Consider the following 21,416-nt stretch of genomic DNA (forward strand, 5'->3'; position numbering starts at 1 on the left):
AGAGTATATGTAGCCAGAGAAAAATGCAAGAGAGTGCCCATTATTTTAGTGGTCACTCTCTTTTCTTAAACTATATGGATCCTTAAATCCAGTTATAAATATCCACCTCTAATAGAATCCATTGCATATAACCTCTATATATCATATATAGCTTCAATTACTTCTCCTAAGTAAGTGCATTTATTTTACCTTATAAGGCTTTATGAGACTGTCTAGTGTTATTTACGTATTAACAATCATTAAAATGGAAAAAAACCTACTAAGTAAAGTCAGGAGTTGTTTTGTCTTTGATTTGCTAGTTTATTATCGGTATCTACTAAACTTTGTACTGACTGCTTTGTAATGTCAGTATCCTTTAGAATCAATGACTGATATGTATCAATTGCTTGATTGATACTTTGATTTAGTTCGATTAATTTTGTTATTACTGTATTTGAGTTATTTCCTTTTGTTTTTGATGGGAAAGTCAATGTTGGAGATATAGAGCTATTATACAATAAATTTCTATATATGTTAAATTCACCTAGTTAAAATACAGAATTTTACTTGGGTTATTATGGTAAAAATAGGCGAGATCTAATATAATTGTTACTGTTAACTATGTAGAGGGGGAAAAATCAGCTCTAAGATTTAGACCGAGGGCAATGGGCTACACTACACCCAATCCTTGATAGAGTACAGGAACTTAGCAAATATATATCAAATCAATAAAATGCAATTTAGTCAGGTTTGCTAAACCCGACCATCTACAATCCTGGCACAGGAACTAACCTAATTCCAGCTGACGCCAAATCTCTTGCAGAAAAAGCAACTAAGTATAGAAGTTTCCTAATGATTGAGAGATAGGTTTGGATACTAAGGGGGTATAGATTTTGATAATTTACCAAGATCTATGTTGGAAAAATAAAGTTTTAGCTTTTATTTTAATGCCGTGCTATATCTTGCTGTTGCTAGCTTTATCAAACTTTATATATAATGGCGTTTTTTTAGATTTTACTACTTTAATAGGTATAGCAATAGGTGTATTTTTTATTAATTTTTTGTATCCTGTTTTTTTAAAAGAGGAGTTCTCTAAAATCTACATTGAGTACGGGGATAGTTCATTAATTATTAAAATTAAAAAGAATAAGTCATACTATATTTTCCTAACATTACTAGGGTTAATTGCAGGTTTCTTTTTTTAAAAGTTCCTTTTAGATCTTATAAACGATAAGAACAAAAGGTTGATAAAAAGGAAAATACACGGCCCATTTGTTACTAACGAATTAAAAATTCTAAGTATGTACAGTGGGTATATGAGTTTTGTTGGTGGAGTGAAGTATGATGAAGGGAATCCAAAGCTGAATGGAAAAGAGAAAAATGATGAAATTACTGAGATCATCAATACCATTGACGCAGGTGAGTTATTCCAAAAATGGGTTGGATGCTTCTTGGGGTTTACCGAATACACCCAGTTTTCCAGTAAAACAGGTTGGAAGTACTGTAGTGAAAAATAGTGCGTTGGGTGCAATTCCAATTGTAGGGACACCAATTCCGAAGGCGGTCAGTCAGTAAATAATTGTTTGCATAAGTGATAACGACGGTGATACTTGGGGTAGCCAATTATATAGATATTGATAATCTTGGTGGTGTAAGAATTTTAGATTATAAGGATAAGGATGACAATAAGTTCAAACAATGGTTACGAGAAAAAAAGGGGTTTAATAGATGGAGGAGCCAAAGAAAATAAATAAAAAGAATAAAATATTAGCATTTGTTATCCTACCTTTTTATATTATTCTTTTATTAACGTTATTTAATTTCCTTTTTACTGATAATTGGGAAGGTGTTATATCTTTACTTGGTTATTATACTGGGATTTACTTAATATATTTATTATACCCTATTTTATTTACTGACATTTACGAAAAAGTTTTTTATATAGATGGAGATTTAAGTTTATTTAAAAAAATAAAAAGGAATAAATTTTTCTTTATCGTACAGACTTTGTTGGGTATCGGGTTAGGAATCCTATTTAGTTTTTCACCATAAAAAATAAAAGGAGTGTGTAGTTTTAAGATACACATTCTTTAGGTACAAAAGAAGTTCTTCTTTACATAAGCGAAGACTGTGGAGAATCTTGGAATGATAGAATCTTATTCACCATTCTTCCTGATGGAAATGTCCATCCAAACCCTAAACTATAAAGATATGGGGAGCATTTTAATGTTATATTTTTTCTTAATTTCAACTGGGATTTTTGTATTAGCAAAATATTTTAAAAGTACAGAAATGAGTTGGCCTCAAACCATTATTGCTATTTTCATACTTACTGTTCTCTTGTATGGATTTGATTATTTCTTTAAGTAATAATAGGTTAGGTTCGTACACTAATATGACGTTCTGCACAAGTCATAGTTAACCGTGCTCTATTTTGATTGGAGTTCACAAAAAATTCGGGGACCAGGTCCCCGAATTTCGAATTACTACCTCAGTCACAATTCCATATTGTACTGAGGTTTTTTTCATGGTTTTATTAAGGGAAGAGTATATGCAAGGTGTGTGTAAAAAACAAAGTTATGCTTCTAATACATATTTTTTCACTAGACAGGAGGATTCCAATGAAACCTAGAGAAAACCAGCAAATCACGCTTGTCACTGGTGCAAATTCAGGAATGGGCAAAGCCACATCACTCGCTTTTGCAAAATTGGGTACCCATGTCGTCATGATGTGTAGAAATAAAGAAAAGGGCGAAGCAGCACGCCAGGAAGTCGTCTCAGAAAGTGGCAATCATTCAGTCGATTTACATATTTGTGATTTAGGCAATCTAGAAGACATACGGCAATTTGCCCAGACGTTCAATCTAAACTACCCTAAGCTAGACGTTCTCATAAACAATGCAGCCATTATCACTACAAAGCGGAAAGAAACAGGGGACGGCTTTGAGCTTCAGTTTGGCGTGAATCACCTCGGGCCATTTTTACTGACTAATCTTTTGTTGGAAAAGTTGAAGACTGCTAGTTCTGCAAGAATAATCAATGTTTCATCTGGTGCACATAAAATTGGTACGATTGATTTTAACGATTTACAGACTCAACATAAAAAATACCGTACTTTTTCCGTGTATGGTCAGTCAAAGCTCGCAAATATTCTTTTTACAAATGAATTGGCAAGGCGCCTCGAAGACACCAATATCACTGCAAACAGCCTGCACCCTGGCGCTGTTGCAACAAATCTTGGGATAGATCGAGAGACTGGCTTTGGAAAAACAATAGTGAGAATGCTCCGCCCATTTTTTAAAACACCAGAAGAAGGGGCAGATACGGCAATTTATTTGGCAACTTCACCTGAGGTAGCTGGTGTAAGCGGAAAATACTTCATCAATCGTAAAGTAGTAAAAACAAAGAAAGCAGAAGATCCAACAGTGGCAAAAAAGCTGTGGGAAGTAAGTGAAAAACTCGTGGGGCTTCGTTGATTATTAATTGGTGAAGAATTCAGCCTACTAATATAACAAAACAAGATATATAGAAATGGCTCCGTCCATTTAGTACGGAGCCGTTTAAATGAAACGATTCAAGCACACCTATTTGAAATCATTCTATCAATCATAGCCACCCGTAGGTTCAGGAAGTGATTGGTACTCCTCTTTTGGGAATATCATTTCCCGGATTATAACGTTCAAGGTTCTATCCCACTTATTAAGGGCCCTTGACTCGCAAGATAAATCCCAGCTTAATTGATAGTCTTCACCATTTGCAGTCATGGTGAGTTCATACCTATTATATGGCTCCATGCATGCTGATCCACCTTTTTCTTCTGGTAACGCCAAAACATCAGCACTTCTAAATTTTTCATAAATAGTTTCCAGTTCCTCATCAGACAGAACCAATTCCGTTGTTGCAGTTCCATCCTCCACCAAATCTTTTGTATAAGTATTGTCATATGTATTTATCTCATTTGCTGCTGTTATCCCATACTTCAAAGAAAATGCAAAGTCCTCAGGTTTCTCGGCAGGTAAAGCTTCCTTCGTTGTGTTACATGCACTGAAAATGACCATCATTAATAAAAGAAATACTAATTTCCGCATAACTCCACCCCTAACCTAAACCTTTATTTTATAGACGACAAATGCTTCATGAAGTTTCTTATCTTGGTTAAGTTATGATACTATTTTTTTCGCAAAACACTGCCGATCGTCACATTCTCCATTAGCAACCCAATAAAAAAAGCATCTCTAATAGTTAGACTGTGTCCAACCATTGAGATGCAGTTCAGTATTTTTATTTTGGATTTTCATATATATACTTTTTTAAATTCGAACTCGATATACTTTATTTTTCCACAGATGGATTTAATGCTGGCGTTGTATTCGGCTTATAAATCATCTTCGACAATAACGTCTGGAAGATAAGGAACAGTCCACCAACTGTCCAGTATAAAGGTAGGGCGGCCGCCATGTTGAAGGAGAAAATCCCCATCATCACTGGCATTGCTAGTCCCATCACCTTCATCATTCCTTCTTGTCCAGGTTGGACTACTACGCCAATCTGTGAAACTCTAAATTGAATGAAATATACAGCTGTGGCCAGTATTGGGAGAATCATATCCCGCTCGCCAAGGTTGAACCAGAGAAAACTGTGCTCTGCGATTTCAGGGGTTCTCATAATGGCCCAATAAAACCCTATCAAAATCGGCATTTGAATTAACATTGGTAAACAGCCCATCGATGCAATTGGGTTAAAATTGTGTTTTTGGTAGAGACCCATCATTTCTTGTTGCAACTTCTGTTGGGACTGCTGATCTTTTTTATCTTTATATTTATCTTGAATTTCCTTCATTTCAGGTTGAATAACAGCCATTTTTTCTCGCATTACAAGCTGGTTCTTCGACTGCTTCATCATCAATGGTAACAAGCCTAATCGAATGAGCAATGTCATTAAGACTAATGACAGACCATAGTCACCATTAAATAGCTCTGCGAAAAACTTGATTGAAAATGAAAATGGGTAAACGACATAGTGATTAAAAAATCCTGCTGTGTCGGCGTCAATTGGTTCATTTGTTGCACCACAGCCTGCTAGTGTCACCATTAAACCTAAAATTAAAATGAGTAAACCATACCTTCTAAAGATTGTGAATACAGAACGATTTTCCTTTTCCATTGTTGTCCTCCTCGAATGTTTTCATAATTAATTGAGTTGGGGACAACTGGTATTCGCCATCATCTTCTGGGGCTTCCTTTCGCTTCACAATCCTTGTAATAAAACTTTGTCTCTGCTCCATTCCTTCTGTGCTCTGATCTTCTGACATTGCCTCAAATAGGGCAGTCTGAATGTCTTGGTTGGAACGGTAACGATGCTGTACAACATATTCCTTCGCGAGGCTGTTCATTAAATGTGCTGCGAAAACTGTTAAGTATAAACTAATGGATACAAGTATAGGGACAAGATCATTGGAAAACTCGAAAATCATCTCTGTATTCACCTCCTTTTAAGTGAAACCTACTGTGGAAATAGTTTTTGTTGGAACAGCCTACGGTTTACTCGCTTTCCGTGGGCGAACCGCAAGCCTCCTCGTTCCTGCGGGGTCTTGCCTGGCCCGCTGTTCCCACAGGAGTCTCTTAAACCTCCATTTGTTCCAACAAAATATTACAAATAAAGTTTTATACTCCATGGTCTCTTTACTAATTGCATAAAGGTCTACCTTTAATCCTAATAAGGACGAGTGTACCTTCCACAAAATTCAGTTTATAAATCAACACTATCCTTAAAACAGAGCTGAAGTATCTATTTTAATCTATTTACTTATGATACTTATTTCATGGATTATTGTGAAAAAGCGTAATATCCTTATCATCATGTATTTAGCCGATAATGTCAAAGTTTATTAATATCCTCTAAATATCCAGTATACCCTTTCTATCGTTTACTATGTATAAAAAGTTTCATTATTTTGGCAGGACGGGATCACGTTTTAAGAAAGCTGTCATGCAGTGTATTGCTCCCCAGCCATTCATCACTTCGTCCATTTCTACTTCCAGCACCTCTACACCATGACTTTCTAACAGTGCCTTTGTGTTTGGTGAACCGGCTGGTGTAACAACCTTCCCTGGCTCCAGCGCAACGAAATTCATACTCATTCCTTGTTTTAATTCTTCAATATCATGAAGTTCAATTAATTCTATTCCTAGATCCATCAGCTTTTTAGCACAGTCATACCCCACATGCCACGGAAAAACTAGAAGCTTATTTTCACCCACCATATTCATATAACCATCAAGGTGGATAGACCCATATGGGATTTCTGTACGAATAATATTTTTTACCCCAATATTCTGCAATTCTGCCTCCACTTGTCTTGCCCCTGAGTCATTTGTTCGACTACCCGTTCCGATAATTACTGTTTCTCGATTAATCCACATCGCACTAGCACCTTCAAAATAACCATCACCATTTATCGTTTTAATAATTGGAACGCCTAAAGAAGCTAATGTCGCTGCTACTGCACGTTCTTCTCCTCGGCGTGCTGGAATTGCTGGTCTGCAGACGATGGCCCCTTCAGGTGTCATCAACATCAAGTCCCTCATGAACATAGCGTTTGGACGGTCAACCCGCTGATTCTGAACATAATGGACATCAATCCCATGATTACGATAGACATCGGCTAGAGCCTCCTGCTGATATCTCGCCCTTTCTGGATTCATAGGAGCCCTGAAGCGGTACTCGGAAAAATTGTGTTCTGTTATCCCTTCCACTTCTTTCCCTGGTCTGTGCATGAGAACAGAACGTAGTTTTCCAACCTCAGAATCACAATACCAATCACCCCATAAATCCTTAAGCTCATCAGAAAACGAATTCTCAGACGGAAACCACCGTTCTCCCTGTACTTTCACTTTGTTCATACTCATTTTCGATTACCTCCTCACGATTATCTACCTCTCCTTAAAACGACTATCAATCATAACCCCTTTTTTGTCAAGAAACTCATGAGGATAGGTTCGATTAACTACCTTGCAGCAGTCGTTCCTGTTATTTGTCTATGATTCTATCAACCATTTATTAAAATACTAGGATTTATATCTAGTCCGAAAAAAAACTTTACCATATGATGTACTATCCCTCAACGAAAGGGGGTGTTTTTATGAGTCACGATTATGGCAGACGAACAGGATTTGCAGGAGGATTTGCCTTTGTTGTAGTAATCTTCGTCCTTCTGGTTATTATTGGCGCTGTAGTTGTAACTCCTTAGTGTGTGGTGTGACTCCTTAGTGCGTGGATCTACGTGGAATGTATGTAATTCTTATTCTGCGTGGAGTGCTTGTCCTGTATGGTCTGCTCAATAGCAGTATCATATTAATATGCAGCATCTGGCATGTAGTGCGGTATTTGTTCGTTGTGCAGAATCTTGCGTGTCCAGAATGTGCACCCATCGTGATTCCTCCTTCTTAGACCCGATCCATGTTTTTCATGGGTCGGGTCATTTCTATTACAATAATCGGAAAATAGTTTTATGTACCTGAATTTGTTGAAGGGGTGGTAGAAGGTAAAAGCTGGTCTTAATGCCCGAAGTATTCATGTAACCTCCTCAAAGGGAAATTAAACCTAGTTTATTTTACCGAATCCCTGCTCATACCTCCTCAAAAGGCAATTAAATCTAGTTTATTTACCCGAAGCATTCACATTACCTACTCAAAGGGAAATTAAATCTAATTTATTTTACTGAATCCCTGCTCATACCTACTCAAAGGGGAATTAAACCTAGTTTATTTTACCGAATCCCTGCTCATACCTTCTCAAAAGGCAATTAAATCTGTTTATTTACCCGTAGCATTCACATTACCTACTCAAAGGGAAATTAAATCTAATTTATTTTACCGTAGCCCTGCTCCAACCTCCCTAAAGGGAAAATAAACCCAATTTATTTACCCGTAGCATGCACGCAACCTTCTCAAAGGGAAATTAAACCTAGTTTATTTTACCGAATCCCTGCACACAACCTCCTCAAAGGGAAATTAAACCTAGTTTATTTTACCGAATCCCTGCACACAACCTCCTCAAAGGGAGATTAAACTCGAGTTTCAATCACCCCAACCTTGGACATGACTACTCAAGGGCAAATGACCCCAACTTTTATCGACCAAAGCTATCCTCCTCCCCTCCCTTCTAAAGAGTATTCGTTCTCCTCACAAAAAAAACCAGCTTGAGTTTTCTATACAAACCCAAACTGGTTTCCACCAACATAATTAAATTCTTTAGTAAACGCCACGAATGTTTTCGTGAACTTCTTGCTTATAGAATTCCTGCAGCTTCTTCAGCTCGTCTTCTGTAAAGTTTGGAACTTCTAATGCAGCAAGGTTGTCTTCCACTTGCTTCACATTTTTAAATCCTGGAATAACTGATGTTACAGAATCTTGATCCATAATCCAGCGTAATGCTGCACGAGTCATATTGCCTCTGCCATCAGCGATCCAGTTAAGTTTCTCACTTAACTCTACACCTTTATCAAACGCAAGGCCTGCGAAAGTTTCCCCAACATTAAAGGCCTGTCCATCACGATTAAAGTTTCTATGATCATCTGCTTCAAAAGAAGATGCCTTAGTGAATTTTCCTGTTAAAAGTCCACTTGCTAAAGGAACACGTGCAAGGATTCCAACGCCACGCTCTTTCGCTAATGGAAATAATTGCTCTAATGGCTTTTGACGGAAGATATTAAAAATCACTTGAAGTGCTTTGACATTTGGGTTTTCTAAGCAAAATAACCCTTCTTCCACCGTTTCCACGCTGACACCGTAGTGACGAATTTTCCCTTCTTGTTGCAATTTATCGAGTACTTCAAACACTGCCCCATTTTTCAGAACATCGAATGGTGCGCAATGAATCTGATAAAGGTCAACCCTTTCTCGCTGAAGGCGACGAAGACTGTTTTCTAAGTAAGTTCGCACTGATTCTTCTGAGTAATTATTTGGATCATGGATATCACCAGCACGGCAGAATTTTGTAGCAACATGGATTTTGTCTTCCTTGCCCTTTGTTGCCTTTGCCAAGAGCTCCTCACTGTGTCCATCACCATAAACGTCTGCTGTGTCGAAGAAGTTGACACCTGCATCCATGGCACGATCCAAAGCTCTGAGGGATTCCTGATCATCGGTTTTACCCCACGCACCACCAATTGCCCATGTACCAAAGCTTAATTGACTGATCTTTAGATCTGTGTTTCCTAATTGTCTATAATTCATATCTTTTCCACCATCCTGAAAATTTTTTTATCCCATAAGATTTGGGGATTGATAGCCGTTTGATTAACAACTTTATTATGTAACACTCTATTCAATTACAGTCTCCCACAAACACCGGTATTTTTGCAAACGAATTCACCTTATCGTCATGAAAGTGTTAATGTATATTTCAGTACCTATTGCAAAAACTATGATAAAGTAATTTAAAAGAAGCACGATCTATTATACTTTGAATTGGAGTTTTCTTAATATGAATGGACAAAATCGCGATAATATCACACCTGGAGTAGAGGTAAACATTGTTTTAAAGCAGGATCAGCGTTCTGGTAAGCTTACCAGAGGTGTTGTAAAGGACATATTAACGAAATCTAGTAACCACCCCCACGGGATAAAGGTACGCTTACAAAGTGGAGAAGTGGGAAGAGTGAAGGAAATCCTTTCTAGCCAGTCGCAAACAGACTAAGTAACAGAAAAAGCTCCTACGCACTATTCCGACGTTGAGGAGCTTATTCTTACTACTGACCGCTTCTGAAAATAGAAGAAGTAAAAATCTGATAGGCACACCCTCAGTCTTCTCATTCCACCTCTATGACAAAGGTATACGACACTTCACCGTTTTCCCATACTGCAAACACTTCAAAAATGTATTCCCCTGCTCTATCTGGAAGTGTCATAGGGTTACTGTCATGAAGCTTGTGATAGACTGATTTCCTACCATCTTCATACCACAAATAAATATTTCCTGTAGGATCGTCTACTAGATTAAAGGTTACCACACTATTTTTTTCCAAAACAACAGGATCCTTAGTTTCGGCGATTTGTAGAGGACTTGCAGCATCTGTCATGGACTCTTCTATTGAATCACCGACTTTCCGCTCCCAGCGATGGGCACCAGGATTCAAGGGATATTCTGTTCCCTCCACTTCAAAGCTCCCCAACATATTTGGTGGAAAAACATCAGCTCGTTCACTCTTCACGACATTTGTTTCCGAAGTAGCATTGGCCCCTTCACTAGCACTTGTCATACACCCAGCTAAAACTAATGTTAAGCACAATAGTAGACACACCATAGAGCCACAAAATTTCCTTATCTTCATGACTACTCCCCCTATTAATAATTGACTATTTTCTCAAAATTGCTATCTATAAAAAGCTTTTAAAAATGAACGGTCAATTTAATAGACGAGGAAGTATGAAGTTGGTTACAGAATATTTCGTAAATTAATCACCTATCCGCTCTGGGTGGCTATATATGTTAAACCTCTTGCCCCTTGCAAAGCCTACAAGGGTAATTCCTAAGTCCTCTGCTAGTTGGATTCCCATCGTTGTTGGGGCAGATTTTGAGAGAATAATTCCGACACCGATTTTGGAAACCTTTAGCAGAACTTCCGAGGAAACCCGCCCGCTAAATACAATCACCTTGTCCCTTAGCGACACTCCATTTTTCAAGCAATAGCCATAGATTTTATCAAGTACATTATGGCGTCCAATGTCAGCCCGTGACACCAACACTTCTTCCTTTGTGCAGAGCGCTCCGTTATGCAGTCCCCCCGTTTCTTGAAAGTGACCTGAAGTGTCTTCGAGTGACTTCATTAGCTGAAAGGCTTGTGCTGGATTGATCTTTGTTTTGGAAAAAATCGTTTTGGCCGTTTTCACATCGTTGCTAAAATAAAACTGTCTACTTTTTCCACAGCAGGAACCAATCACTCGCTTTGACATGGACCGATAATCGGACGCTAGCTTTCTTTTTAACGAAACGTAAGCAAATCCTTTTCCTTCATCGATGGAAAGAGAGTCGATTTCTGAAGGTAATCTAATCACCCCTTCAGATGCAAGAAAGCCAATCACAAGTTCCTCCATGTGCGATGGCGTACAAAGCATCGTTCCGAACTCTTCCCCGTCCAGTTGTATAGTGAGGGGAAATTCTATGGCAATTGCGTCCTCCATTTTGTGAAAACCACTGTCCTGTTCATATTTAACTATTGGCAATGCTCGACTTACGTTGTTTTTCATAGAACGCCCCCTCCCCTTAGCTAATCTCTGTTTCTAGCTCTTCAATCCGCCGCTCCACATACTTCCTATCCTTATGGGCATGGTAAGTGTCCGCTTTTTCCACAATAACAGCCGTGTTATACTCTGGAATTCCTGCGTGCTCTTCATAGACGCCTTTCGGAATGACCACATTCCCCTCTGGCCAATAAAGTGAAATATTCCCTCTGCGCGTTCGATCGTACTTGGCCCTTCCATGAAAAACACCAAACTTGTTATAAACCACCACAGCTTCCCCATCAGAAACGCCAATTTCTCGGGCATCATCTTTGTGAATTAACACATCGTATCTATCAGCGTTATTGTTTGGATCTCGCTCACTATAAATCATGGAGTTGAACTGTTTTCCCCGCCTAGTTGTCACATAAAAATGTCCCTCAGGTTTTCTTAGCTCAGGAACTTGAATCGGTAGGAGATTGCCTCGGCCATCTTCCGTTGGGCATATTCCCCCTTCACAGAGCCAAGCCCCTCCCCATTGAAAAACATCACCTTTATTCTGAAGATGTTGGACACCGTCGTAAACAGGGTTTGCCAATGCTATTTCTTCCCTTATTTGTTGCGCACTTTGAAAATCTATCATTTCTGCTTGTTCTGGTTTTACTCGCTTCGCCAAATCCACATAAATCTCCCACTCTGATCGCGCCTCACCAATGCGCGGTCCTTCTATTTCCGGGGAAAAGTAAACCATGCGTTCAGTTGAGGTGGAAGTTCCTCCTCCAGCTTGTTCGTAGCGCGTCATGGCTGGCAAAACGATCACTTCCTCCTTGGCATCAACGAGGGTGGACGTGTTTAAAATAATATCTTGATGAACCCTTATATCTACGTTTTCTAGGCACTTCATTACAAACTCTGGATCTGGCATCGTTTCAAGAAAATTACCTCCAGAAGTATAAAAGAGTTTTAGTTTTCGCTCGTGTGCTGCAGGTAGCATCGCATTTTCAAGGGATACGCCTACGATATCTCCCTGCCACTCTGGAACTGGAAAATCCCATAGTTGCTCCATTCTTCTCCTATTTTTTTCATCAAAATCACTCCCTGGTAAAACAAATGGATCTGCTCCCATCTCAGCCGAGCCCTGCACACCAGAGTGACCTCTTATTGGCATCAAGCCACAGTTTTCTCGGCCAAGAAATCCCTGTAGCATCGCTAAATTGGCCACTTGTGAGACATTGTCCGTTCCGAAACGGTGCTGCGTTAATCCCATGGACCAAACGAAAACACCAGATTTTGATTTTGCCAGAAGCTTCGCGAATTCCAACATACGCTCTTTTGTTAGTCCAGAGGATTTCTCAAGTGTTTTCCAGTCTTGGTTATGGATATGTCTCTTAAGCTTTGAAATACCATTCGTGTTTTTTTCAACAAATGCCTGGTCTATAGCAGATCCTGGATTTTCCTCCTCCATTTCAAACCAGTGCTTCATGACACCGTTCATGAAAGCAATATCTCCACCAATATTCACTTGAAAAATATCGTCCGCTATCTTCGTTCCAAATAGTGCACTCTCAGGAACAGAAGGAATCCAGTATTTATCCATGGACGGCTCATGGTACGGATTAATGACAATAATCTTCGTCCCTTTTCGTTTCGCCGCATACATGTACTTCGTAGAAACAGGCTGGTTATTTGCCGCTACAGAACCCCAGAAAACTAAGACGTCCGTACCGATCCAATCCTTATAATTACAGCTAGATGCGCCAATGCCAAGGGAGCGTTTTAGCCCCGTTTTACTCGGAGAATGACAGATCCGTGAAGCATTATCAATATTATTCGTTCCAAGGAAACGGGCTACTTTACCAGCAACATAATAAGATTCATTCGTAATACCCCTTGCTGTGAGAAAAAAAGCGAGTTGCTTTGGGTCCACAGATTTTATTTTCTTCGCAATTTTATTAAGGGCATCGTCCCAAGTAATTCGGGTGAATTTCTTTTCCCCAGGCTTTCTAGAAAGGGGATATGGTATGCGACCAAGCTTTCTAAGCTGTGAGCTTGAAAGGGTTCGCAAATGGGCTATATCTTGGAATAGAACATCATCCTTTATAGCTGACATGGTGTTTAGTCGAAGAACATTAAGCCTCGTCGTACAAATGTGTGGCCCAGTAAGTGTCTGATCCTTAAGGCCAGCAACACCTAATGCACACCCATCACAAACGCCACGTGTAATAATTCGTGACGCATATGGCAGGTTATCCTTGTTCTCCCAAACAGCCTTTGCCGTATCCCTAATATGTTTGGGCTTCACTTTACCTATTCCCAGTGGCAGCCAACTTGCCCATAGCTTCGGATCAGGGATTTTAGGTAATTTAACAGGTCCATCGTGCTTCGTTTTCCCCATGGTATCACCCTTTTTTGTTTTGATTTGATTTGTTTTGCTTATAAAAAGTTAGTTTGTACACGCTTACATTTTGGTGCGTTTTTTGTGCGTTTTTTGTGCGTTTTGGTACGTTTTAGTACGTTTTGATATTTTAGTTAGTTGGGTCTGATTTCTGCATAGGTGGTTATTATTTTAAGTAAGTTCGCATACGTGTTGATTTACTTTTTATCGTGGTGGTTTATTCTAGCTAAGCTAAAGCTGATTTACACTGTGTGTTGGGTAGTTGGAGTTGGTTTATTACTATAATAGTAGTGTTAAGTTAATATTATTATAGCATTTATTAGTCTGATATTACGTCTTGAATTTAAAGGCTATATTGTGGAATGAGGAGGAAGGTTTGAGGATTGTAAATTGAGATTTGAGAATTTCAGGTGTGGTTTTCCCAAAAGGAACTAAATAGTAAGTTTGCTCTAACGACATTCCTTCCTTATCTTGCTCCGATTTTGTCGTTAGATCCTCTTATTAACGACAATTTAGCTCTTTTCACTCTTTCTTTTGTCTTTAGATCCTTCAACTAACGACAATTCACCCTTTACACACTTCTCTTTTGTCGTTAGATCCTTCTTCTAACGACAATTCACCCTTTACCCACTTCACTTTTGTCGTTAGTTCATTCTTCTAACGACAATTCACCCTTTACCCACTTCACTTTTGTCGTTAGTTCATTCTTCTAACGACAATTCACCCTTTACCCACTTCACTTTTGTCGTTAGTTCATTCTTCTAACGACAATTCACCCTTTACCCACTTCACTTTTGTCGTTAGTTCATTCTTCTAACGACAATTCACCCTTTACCCACTTCACTTTTGTCGTTAGTTCATTCTTCTAACGACAATTCACCCTTTACCCACTTCACTTTTGTCGTTAGTTCATTCTTCTAACGACAATTCACCCTTTACCCACTTCACTTTTGTCGTTAGTTCATTCTTCTAACGACAATTCACCCTTTACCCACTTCACTTTTGTCGTTAGTTCATTCTTCTAACGACAATTCACCCTTTACCCACTTCACTTTTGTCGTTAGTTCATTCTTCTAACGACAATTCACCCTTTACCCACTTCACTTTTGTCGTTAGTTCATTCTTCTAACGACAATTCACCCTTTACCCACTTCACTTTTGTCGTTAGTTCATTCTTCTAACGACAATTCACCCTTTACCCACTTCACTTTTGTCGTTAGTTCATTCTTCTAACGACAATTCACCCTTTACCCACTTCACTTTTGTCGTTAGTTCATTCTTCTAACGACAATTCACCCTTTACCCACTTCACTTTTGTCGTTAGTTCATTCTTCTAACGACAATTCACCCTTTACCCACTTCACTTTTGTCGTTAGTTCATTCTTCTAACGACAATTCACCCTTTACCCACTTCACTTTTGTCGTTAGTTCATTCTTCTAACGACAATTCACCCTTTACACACTTCACTTTTGTCGTTAGTTCATTCTTCTAACGACAGTTCGCCCTTAGCACACTTCCCTTTTGTCGTTAGTCACTTCATCTAACGACAGTTCGTGCCCTGCACACTTCCCTTTTGTCGTTAGTTCATTCTTCTAACGACAGTTCGTGCCCTACACACTTCCCTTTTGTCGTTAGTTCATTCATCTAACGACAGTTCGCCCTTAGCACACTTCCCTTTTGTCGTTAGTCACTTCATCTAACGACAGTTTGCTCTTAGCACACTTCCCTTTTGTCGTTAGTTCACGCAACTAACGACAGTTCCATCCTAACCACACCTCCTATTGTCGCAAGTCGCTTTCAAATAACAATGATAAAGCCGAAATGATTTTAAGGAGTCCATTAACGACATTTGTTTTTCAAACAAACAAAAATACCGGGCAATAATCGCCCGGCACTATCACTTACTCATTTAATCTAACTGGACTAACTTATAAAACCCATTTTCTAATGGCTTTCCCTACGCCCGCATTATTGTTCGTATCAGTCACCCAGTTTGCAGCGTCCTTCACTTTATCCTGTGCATTTCCCATAGCCACACCAAATCCAGCCTCCGTTATCATGGCTAAATCATTTAGGCTGTCTCCCATTGCAATGACTTCATCCATCGTAATTTCCAACCGCTCACATACTTTTGTTAATGCAACTGCTTTGTTTACGCCTACTGCATTTACCTCAAGGTTTGTAGGACTTGAATTACTAATTTCAAGATCTTTGTTTTTTGATAAGTGCTCAAGAATTGTTTCTCTCACCTTGTTATCTTCTATATCAAAACCGAACTTCAACCATTGGTGGGAGGGAATATCAGTTAAATCATCTGTATTATTCCATACCTTATTTTCAGATACTGCCCAATACCCAGTTTTGTGTTCGTTGCGGAGATCCCACATCATTTGAATATAGTCAGCTTGAATTGGGTTTTGTTCTATCAGTTCCCCATGCTCATCGTATATTTCACTGCCGTTCACAGTAACCAAATAAGATGAAAGTTTAAGTGCCTGTGCGTATTCTCTACAAGAGGCCAAAGAACGACCTGTACTTAGAACTACGTGTATTCCTTTCTCTTGCGCCTCTTTAATTGCAAGAGCATTTTCTTCTGGTACTGCATGTTGGTCATTTAATAATGTTCCGTCCATATCTAAGGCAATTAGCTTATATTGTTTGTTCATCTCGCACACCTCGCTAAAACAAATTCAACCCTTAGTATACCTTTTTTGTTAAATAAACACGAATCGAAGAAAAGTACAATGGCTTAAAGTTCATAAAAAGTTCGGGGACCAGGTCCCCGAACTTTTTATGAACTCGAACTTTTTAATGGTAGGCTAATTTCTACTTTCGTACCTACTCCTACTTCACTTGTTATATCCATATCACCTTTATGTTCTCGAACGATATTTTTGCTTATCATCAAGCCTAGCCCTGTCCCATCTTGCTTCGTTGTATAAAACCTCTTCCCTAGGTTAGCTAGTTTATCCTTAGAAATACCAGGACCCTCATCAATAAATTGCATAATAATACGATCGCCTAGCTTTTTAAACTTAATGTAAATGTCCCCCTCCTTCTCCATTGCTTCTATAGCATTTTTAAGAACATTAAGGAAGACTTGTTTCAATTTATTTTCTTCACATTCTATATAGACTTTATCAATTTCTTCATTATAGACAAGTTTAATTTGAATATTGTAGAGTATTGCTTGCGTATTAGCAATCGTAACAACAGTTTTTACAAGAGATAATAAATGCTTAGACTCATAGTCTGCTTCCTTTGGTTTTGCGAGTAGCAATAATTCATTAACAATAAGATTAATTCTTTCTAATTCTGAAGTCATTATTTCCTGGTAGGTACTTGCTTCTTTTGATTCATGACTAATTAATTGGATAAATCCTTTCAGGCTAGTTAAGGGATTCCTTATTTCATGTGCAACTCCTGCTGCCAACTCTCCAATTACAGATAGCTGCTCTGAGTGCTGTAGTTGCTTCTCGCTATTTTTTAAATCAGTAATATCTTTAATAACTACGCCATATCCCCATGTATTCTGAAGAAATAGATGTTCATATTGGAGTTGGATATCTATCGTTTCACCATTACCTTTATTAAGTAGACCAATGGCATTTCCTTTACTTCCTCCACTTTTATGCTTTGAAAGAGTCTCTTCCATCGTGATAGGTTCCCAAAATTCACGAGGAATGTAATTAAAAATGGATTGCCCTTCAATTTCAGCTAAGTTGTTGGCACCAAACATTTTTATCGCTTCTTCATTCGCATAACTAATTTTACCTTTTATTAAAAAACAAACTGCAATTGGAATATTATCTATAAAATTCTCATTCTGGTTTTTAAGTAGTTGAATATTTTTCGATTCGTTTTCCATGATGCGTCTTTCCTGTAGGAGTATATATATTTGAAGGGATAAAAGAAGAACTACCAAAGTTACCACTAAAGTAACCCAATGAAAGCCCAATTCTATTAGTAATATACCAATAACTATTATAGTTAAGGCCAATACTACTTGAATTTTTATATCCTTTATTTTTCGCAGAGCATTCATATTAATCTCTCCTTTTATAAAAAAACAGACCTAACCTCTTATTATAAAAGAAGTTAGGTCATGTACAGCTTCCGTCATAATTAACGCTTCTCTACATTTACCCTTAATTATTTAAGTACAAACCCCATTAAAGATTTATCCTCCTTAAAATCCCAATCTATAAATAAATCTAAAACAGGAGTTGTAAATATTTTTTCAAAATTGGCATCTCGATGAAAATAACTTTTCTCTAAATCGTCTTTCGTTAAGAGGAGTTCACTTGAAAAACCTTTTAGAATGAGAGCTTTTTCAATCGTTATTAAAATTCCAATTCTCTCCACCAATACAAAATTACTGCTAAGATAATGTGTTCTTATTATATCTGGTTCTTTTTGTACAATGGATGTTATTCTTGCCACTTCCAACTCGAGCTCGTTCGGGTCAAAATTAGGAGTAATTTCAGTTGTTTCAACTGGATGATTAAGTATCATCATTAACATCCCAGCATTGCTAGGAAAGTTCCAGTCATGATAATACTCATCCACTTCAACATCGAGGCTTATTTGTACAACGCCTTTTAATTCTTCTAATATATGCTGAACGATTACATCTCGAGCATGATTAACATACGCAGTTTGTCCCTTTTCAAGTAGTATTTCTTCCATTGGAGAAACAAACCCACGAATATATATAACAAGGTGGTTTTTATGTATCGTTGTTCTGCATGATTCTGGACCCCTGCCGAACTTTTGTCGAAAAATTTTACTAGTATAGCTACTAATTTTATTTAATACTTCCTGTGGTACCATTATTAACCCTTCCCCTAAAGGTACATCTATAGTTTACGCCTTTAAAACGTTAACCTTTTTTATCATAGCATAGATATTGTCCTATTCAAATGCTATTCATGACATTTTACTCATTTCAATAGTTGTAATGATATATAGTGTACCGGTTATTTTAAACCCTTATAAAAAGATCTTTTAGATAGGTTCATTTCTATTCTACCCAAAGAGGAAGGAATTATTTCAAAATATTTCTAAATGGTGTAAATTTATGTTAACTTATCTGCATTTGAACGTAAGCCTACAGAAGTTTTTATGATAATGGTAGCATTGTCAATTCTTTTATAAATCTTTTAGAATGATAATGAGGTAACTTTTACCGTTCCTTTCATCACGAGCAAAGAAAATATCTTCAATTTCTGATGAGATTGCTCTTTCAATTAATTCTTTGTGATCTCTCACACTATCTGTTATACCAGAATAGTATTCTGTCAACAGCTCTTCATGCCCCTTTTCTTGTAAAAGGTTTTCTAAAGGGAACATTACCTCGTCACTTCTCACTAAATATATTTTTGGATGTACTAAGAATGTCTCTATGTTACTAGGCGGCTTATGAAAACTTGAGTACATCTCTGCAACTGTGTTTTCCAATACATTAGTGGAAAAGGGAATGTTCTTTTGGGTATGGGTAAAAATAGTACTGTCAGTATTCCCTAAAATTAGTAGTACACCTTTATTTGTCTCATAGCTCCAGTCATGAAGTATATCTTGAAAGTTGAAACCTGTCATTCTAGATAGTTCCGTTTTAGTTGAGTCGAAGATAGATTTTATTAGTAAAGATCGATATGATGCAGCAAGGTGCATTTCATCTTTTTTTACCATGATTTCTTCTGCAGGTGTCATAAAATTTCTGACTTGGATCAACACAACATTTAAATCTTTATTAATCGTACAATGACAAGCTTCAGGCCCCTTACCAAAATGCTTCTTCAATTGTTTACTAATATGACTGCTTACTTGAGTTGAGACTTCTTGAACTTTCACTTCTTTTTCTTCAATCATCCCCACTTCTTCCTCCTGATCAATCCTTAATAATAAAAAAGTGGCCTAACCTCAAAGGATGAAGTTAGGCCACGGATAAGACTGCTATACTGTGATAGATCTTCCATTTACCATTTTTAATACATTTGTAATCAAATTTCGAAAACTTTAGTTCTTACTGTTTAAGCATCAATATCCATAGTGATACATGCCAGCTAGACACGAATCAGAAATATTTTATCATATAATATTACTTATTTCAAAATGAAATACACATTTAGGAAAAATTGCCTAACTATCTATTTAATTATTAAATTTTATTCATGAACAAGCCTGCATGTCAAGTATTTGGTACAACCTATAATGTTTTTTCTCCTATATTCACCCCTTTAGGACAGTAGTGAAATTTAACATTCGTAATCACTTCTTCGGCCCCTAAATTGACTGCTTTTCCCTGCAACTTTATTATCAATTCCATTACTTCTTGCATATCCCCTTCAATTACAGTTTCCATTGGTCCAACATTATAGTTAACATTCGACTCCTTAATGTCCTCAATAAGCTTTGTCAACATTCCATTGGTATTCATGTCCTTACCATTAGGAAGTACTTGTACACCAGCCATTACTGTACTCAAATTACCACCCTTTCTAGCTTTAGTTTGATGTTTGATGTCTGTCCTTATTGTTTTATAGGTCTATTTCCACATATTGAAAAAATTAAACTTTAAAAGTTCGGGGACCTGGTCCCCGAACTTTTTGTGAATATTTATATTTTCTCTTGCTCTTCATATATCTCTGCATAATCACGGGAGGATAAGTAAAACTATAGATGTAGTAAATACCTTGAATTTTTACCTTATTACATAACTACATGAGGAGGATATTGTCATGGAAAAACAGCGTATTATGGAAATTTTAGACTCCCCTGATATGATTAAAGTAACTTACGAAGGGAAGCCAGTGTTCATTCAACAAGTGGATCAAAATACGGAAAACGCACGTGTATTTCCAATGGACGAGCCAGAAAACCAATTCAACGTGGAAGTAACAAAGCTACAAGAACACTAAACCCTATTTATTCGTTCTACTATTCAATCGCAGTTTTAACAAATTAATTAGTATTAAACGGAACAAAAAGCATGAGAACACTTCACTCAGAAGTTTTCTCATGCTTTTATCAGTAGCTCTCTATTTCCAAAAATCCCAATTACTAAGTGGTAAATTATGCTAAAATAAGATAATTAGATGGGTTATTATGACAAATAGATTAGAAGAGCCATAATAGAGGACCCAAGATAGATAGAAAGATAGAAGAATTTACTTAAGAGGAGAACTGATGATAATGTTTGATTTTAATTCTATTATTCCATTCATAGCTGCATTGGTAGTTTTACTGTACATAATCATTGATTTTGCAAGAAACCGAACAAAAGGGTTGCTAAAAAGATTACTTTTGTATAGTTTTCTATTTTATTTAGTAAATGTTATCGACGTAACTATAGGTCATGTAGGCATATCTCCTTTTGTAGACGGATATTTAAGTGTTCAATTAATTCCTTTCTACTTTGTTAAAGATATACTCCTACATGAAATAGGTAGCTGGCATTTTTGGAATGCCACTAAACTATCATTTAATAACTTCATCATGTTAGCACCTCTTGGGGTGTATTTGACAATTTTATTTGATGTGAAAAAAGTTAGGAATGCTGTTACCATTGGCTTTTTAGTTAGTTTATTCATTGAAACCTATCAACTTATTCTTACATATATCGGCCTTACCTTCCGCACGTTTAACGTAGATGATCTTATCTTAAATACTCTTGGTTGCGTTCTAGCATTTATTGTGGCACGAACATTGAAGGAACTATACATACATTTCTCTAATAGACCTGGTAGCAAAGGTTAATTTAAGACGCTTTAACTTCGGCAAAACTTTGACACTGTCTCTATCAACATGTTTTTAATGA

General features: G+C 37.4%; 23 protein-coding genes. 9 read left to right on the plus strand and 14 right to left on the minus strand.

Translation table 11 applies throughout. The features are described 5' to 3' along the window. Nucleotides 1–269: 269 nt before the first annotated feature. Complete coding sequence (locus BW724_RS24485; protein WP_176371527.1) at nt 270–497, minus strand: DUF5344 family protein; 228 nt, start codon at nt 495–497, stop codon at nt 270–272. A gap of 375 nt (nt 498–872) precedes the next feature. Here BW724_RS24485 and BW724_RS21805 point away from each other — a divergent pair, with 375 nt between their 5' ends. The 5 genes from BW724_RS21805 (at nt 873) to BW724_RS21825 (ending at nt 3,455) form a co-directional block, all read left to right on the plus strand. Continuing rightward, entirely contained in the window at nt 873–1,184 is a 312-nt protein-coding gene (locus tag BW724_RS21805; RefSeq protein ID WP_088077169.1) for a hypothetical protein, read from the plus strand. 39 nt (nt 1,185–1,223) lie between these two features. Further along, on the plus strand, nt 1,224–1,496 hold the full coding sequence (locus BW724_RS21810) for a hypothetical protein (RefSeq protein ID WP_140355057.1): 273 nt from the start codon (nt 1,224–1,226) through the stop codon (nt 1,494–1,496). A gap of 211 nt (nt 1,497–1,707) precedes the next feature. Beyond that, on the plus strand, nt 1,708–2,031 hold the full coding sequence (locus BW724_RS21815) for a hypothetical protein (RefSeq protein WP_088077171.1): 324 nt from the start codon (nt 1,708–1,710) through the stop codon (nt 2,029–2,031). 93 nt (nt 2,032–2,124) lie between these two features. Then, nucleotides 2,125–2,349, plus strand: a complete 225-nt coding sequence (locus BW724_RS21820) for a hypothetical protein (protein ID WP_088077172.1) — start codon at nt 2,125–2,127, stop codon at nt 2,347–2,349. A 251-nt stretch (nt 2,350–2,600) separates the two neighbouring features. Next, on the plus strand, nt 2,601–3,455 hold the full coding sequence (locus tag BW724_RS21825) for an SDR family oxidoreductase (protein WP_088077173.1): 855 nt from the start codon (nt 2,601–2,603) through the stop codon (nt 3,453–3,455). A 126-nt stretch (nt 3,456–3,581) separates the two neighbouring features. Here BW724_RS21825 and BW724_RS21830 read toward each other — a convergent pair whose 3' ends face one another. The 4 genes from BW724_RS21830 to BW724_RS21845 form a co-directional block, all read right to left on the minus strand. Further along, nucleotides 3,582–4,067, minus strand: a complete 486-nt coding sequence (locus BW724_RS21830) for a hypothetical protein (protein ID WP_088077174.1) — start codon at nt 4,065–4,067, stop codon at nt 3,582–3,584. A gap of 244 nt (nt 4,068–4,311) precedes the next feature. Then, a complete protein-coding gene (gene yidC / locus BW724_RS21835; RefSeq protein WP_088077175.1) occupies nt 4,312–5,142 on the minus strand; it encodes a membrane protein insertase YidC in 831 nt (276 codons plus the stop codon). Then, a complete protein-coding gene (locus tag BW724_RS21840) occupies nt 5,105–5,452 on the minus strand; it encodes a hypothetical protein (protein WP_088077176.1) in 348 nt (115 codons plus the stop codon). The genes yidC and BW724_RS21840 overlap by 38 nt, the downstream gene beginning before the upstream one ends. 475 nt (nt 5,453–5,927) lie before the next feature. Further along, a complete protein-coding gene (locus tag BW724_RS21845) occupies nt 5,928–6,887 on the minus strand; it encodes a dimethylarginine dimethylaminohydrolase family protein (RefSeq protein ID WP_235849043.1) in 960 nt (319 codons plus the stop codon). Between the two features lie 233 nt (nt 6,888–7,120). Between BW724_RS21845 and BW724_RS21850 the strand changes: the two genes are divergently transcribed. After that, entirely contained in the window at nt 7,121–7,228 is a 108-nt protein-coding gene (locus BW724_RS21850; protein ID WP_140355059.1) for a YjcZ family sporulation protein, read from the plus strand. Nucleotides 7,229–8,231: 1,003 nt separating this feature from the next. On the opposite strand, the gene BW724_RS21855 is transcribed toward BW724_RS21850, so the two are convergent. Beyond that, nucleotides 8,232–9,215, minus strand: coding sequence for an aldo/keto reductase (locus tag BW724_RS21855; RefSeq protein WP_088077178.1), 984 nt, complete (start codon nt 9,213–9,215; stop codon nt 8,232–8,234). Between the two features lie 250 nt (nt 9,216–9,465). Here BW724_RS21855 and BW724_RS21860 point away from each other — a divergent pair, with 250 nt between their 5' ends. Then, complete coding sequence (locus BW724_RS21860; RefSeq protein ID WP_088077179.1) at nt 9,466–9,678, plus strand: YwbE family protein; 213 nt, start codon at nt 9,466–9,468, stop codon at nt 9,676–9,678. A 112-nt stretch (nt 9,679–9,790) separates the two neighbouring features. Here the strand turns inward: BW724_RS21860 and BW724_RS21865 are convergent, their stop codons facing one another. The 8 genes from BW724_RS21865 to BW724_RS21900 form a co-directional block, all read right to left on the minus strand. Continuing rightward, nucleotides 9,791–10,312: a hypothetical protein gene (locus BW724_RS21865; protein WP_088077180.1), complete on the minus strand. Its 522-nt coding sequence runs from the start codon at nt 10,310–10,312 to the stop codon at nt 9,791–9,793. Nucleotides 10,313–10,436: 124 nt separating this feature from the next. Next, nucleotides 10,437–11,228, minus strand: a complete 792-nt coding sequence (fdhD, locus tag BW724_RS21870) for a formate dehydrogenase accessory sulfurtransferase FdhD (protein ID WP_088077181.1) — start codon at nt 11,226–11,228, stop codon at nt 10,437–10,439. Between the two features lie 16 nt (nt 11,229–11,244). Then, nucleotides 11,245–13,596, minus strand: coding sequence for an FdhF/YdeP family oxidoreductase (locus BW724_RS21875; protein ID WP_088077182.1), 2,352 nt, complete (start codon nt 13,594–13,596; stop codon nt 11,245–11,247). Nucleotides 13,597–15,525: 1,929 nt separating this feature from the next. Continuing rightward, a complete protein-coding gene (locus BW724_RS21880; protein ID WP_088077183.1) occupies nt 15,526–16,263 on the minus strand; it encodes a Cof-type HAD-IIB family hydrolase in 738 nt (245 codons plus the stop codon). Nucleotides 16,264–16,388: 125 nt separating this feature from the next. Beyond that, nucleotides 16,389–17,642: an ATP-binding protein gene (locus BW724_RS21885; protein WP_088077184.1), complete on the minus strand. Its 1,254-nt coding sequence runs from the start codon at nt 17,640–17,642 to the stop codon at nt 16,389–16,391. A gap of 107 nt (nt 17,643–17,749) precedes the next feature. Continuing rightward, complete coding sequence (locus tag BW724_RS21890; RefSeq protein WP_088077185.1) at nt 17,750–18,430, minus strand: Na-translocating system protein MpsC family protein; 681 nt, start codon at nt 18,428–18,430, stop codon at nt 17,750–17,752. A gap of 318 nt (nt 18,431–18,748) precedes the next feature. Next, complete coding sequence (locus BW724_RS21895; RefSeq protein WP_088077186.1) at nt 18,749–19,468, minus strand: Na-translocating system protein MpsC family protein; 720 nt, start codon at nt 19,466–19,468, stop codon at nt 18,749–18,751. A gap of 337 nt (nt 19,469–19,805) precedes the next feature. Beyond that, nucleotides 19,806–20,084 carry a thiamine-binding protein gene (locus BW724_RS21900; RefSeq protein ID WP_088077187.1) on the minus strand — a complete coding sequence of 93 codons (279 nt, stop codon included), beginning with the start codon at nt 20,082–20,084 and terminating at the stop codon, nt 19,806–19,808. Nucleotides 20,085–20,337: 253 nt separating this feature from the next. On the opposite strand from BW724_RS21900, the gene BW724_RS21905 reads away from it, so the two are divergent. Both BW724_RS21905 and BW724_RS21910 read left to right on the plus strand, forming a co-directional pair. Continuing rightward, nucleotides 20,338–20,517 carry an H-type small acid-soluble spore protein gene (locus BW724_RS21905; protein ID WP_088077188.1) on the plus strand — a complete coding sequence of 60 codons (180 nt, stop codon included), beginning with the start codon at nt 20,338–20,340 and terminating at the stop codon, nt 20,515–20,517. A 268-nt stretch (nt 20,518–20,785) separates the two neighbouring features. Further along, nucleotides 20,786–21,355, plus strand: coding sequence for a VanZ family protein (locus BW724_RS21910; protein ID WP_088077189.1), 570 nt, complete (start codon nt 20,786–20,788; stop codon nt 21,353–21,355). Nucleotides 21,356–21,416: the final 61 nt, after the last annotated feature.

It is taken from the genome of Litchfieldia alkalitelluris (assembly GCF_002153425.1).
Taxonomy (GTDB): domain Bacteria; phylum Bacillota; class Bacilli; order Bacillales; family Salisediminibacteriaceae; genus Evansella; species Evansella alkalicola.

What these genes read in the sequence shown, in the direction of transcription:
- BW724_RS21845 (WP_235849043.1), bottom strand. Translation starts at nt 6,887, where the DNA reads ATGAGTATGAACAAAGTGAAAGTACAGGGAGAACGGTGGTTTCCGTCT.
- BW724_RS21825 (WP_088077173.1), top strand. Translation starts at nt 2,601, where the DNA reads ATGAAACCTAGAGAAAACCAGCAAATCACGCTTGTCACTGGTGCAAAT.
- BW724_RS21865 (WP_088077180.1), bottom strand. Translation starts at nt 10,312, where the DNA reads ATGAAGATAAGGAAATTTTGTGGCTCTATGGTGTGTCTACTATTGTGC.
- BW724_RS21880 (WP_088077183.1), bottom strand. Translation starts at nt 16,263, where the DNA reads ATGAACAAACAATATAAGCTAATTGCCTTAGATATGGACGGAACATTA.
- BW724_RS21885 (WP_088077184.1), bottom strand. Translation starts at nt 17,642, where the DNA reads ATGAATGCTCTGCGAAAAATAAAGGATATAAAAATTCAAGTAGTATTG.
- fdhD (WP_088077181.1), bottom strand. Translation starts at nt 11,228, where the DNA reads ATGAAAAACAACGTAAGTCGAGCATTGCCAATAGTTAAATATGAACAG.
- BW724_RS21910 (WP_088077189.1), top strand. Translation starts at nt 20,786, where the DNA reads ATGATAATGTTTGATTTTAATTCTATTATTCCATTCATAGCTGCATTG.
- yidC (WP_088077175.1), bottom strand. Translation starts at nt 5,142, where the DNA reads ATGGAAAAGGAAAATCGTTCTGTATTCACAATCTTTAGAAGGTATGGT.
- BW724_RS21860 (WP_088077179.1), top strand. Translation starts at nt 9,466, where the DNA reads ATGAATGGACAAAATCGCGATAATATCACACCTGGAGTAGAGGTAAAC.
- BW724_RS21905 (WP_088077188.1), top strand. Translation starts at nt 20,338, where the DNA reads ATGGAAAAACAGCGTATTATGGAAATTTTAGACTCCCCTGATATGATT.
- BW724_RS21850 (WP_140355059.1), top strand. Translation starts at nt 7,121, where the DNA reads ATGAGTCACGATTATGGCAGACGAACAGGATTTGCAGGAGGATTTGCC.
- BW724_RS21840 (WP_088077176.1), bottom strand. Translation starts at nt 5,452, where the DNA reads ATGATTTTCGAGTTTTCCAATGATCTTGTCCCTATACTTGTATCCATT.
- BW724_RS21855 (WP_088077178.1), bottom strand. Translation starts at nt 9,215, where the DNA reads ATGAATTATAGACAATTAGGAAACACAGATCTAAAGATCAGTCAATTA.
- BW724_RS21890 (WP_088077185.1), bottom strand. Translation starts at nt 18,430, where the DNA reads ATGGTACCACAGGAAGTATTAAATAAAATTAGTAGCTATACTAGTAAA.
- BW724_RS21815 (WP_088077171.1), top strand. Translation starts at nt 1,708, where the DNA reads ATGGAGGAGCCAAAGAAAATAAATAAAAAGAATAAAATATTAGCATTT.
- BW724_RS21875 (WP_088077182.1), bottom strand. Translation starts at nt 13,596, where the DNA reads ATGGGGAAAACGAAGCACGATGGACCTGTTAAATTACCTAAAATCCCT.
- BW724_RS21820 (WP_088077172.1), top strand. Translation starts at nt 2,125, where the DNA reads ATGATAGAATCTTATTCACCATTCTTCCTGATGGAAATGTCCATCCAA.
- BW724_RS21830 (WP_088077174.1), bottom strand. Translation starts at nt 4,067, where the DNA reads ATGCGGAAATTAGTATTTCTTTTATTAATGATGGTCATTTTCAGTGCA.
- BW724_RS21895 (WP_088077186.1), bottom strand. Translation starts at nt 19,468, where the DNA reads ATGATTGAAGAAAAAGAAGTGAAAGTTCAAGAAGTCTCAACTCAAGTA.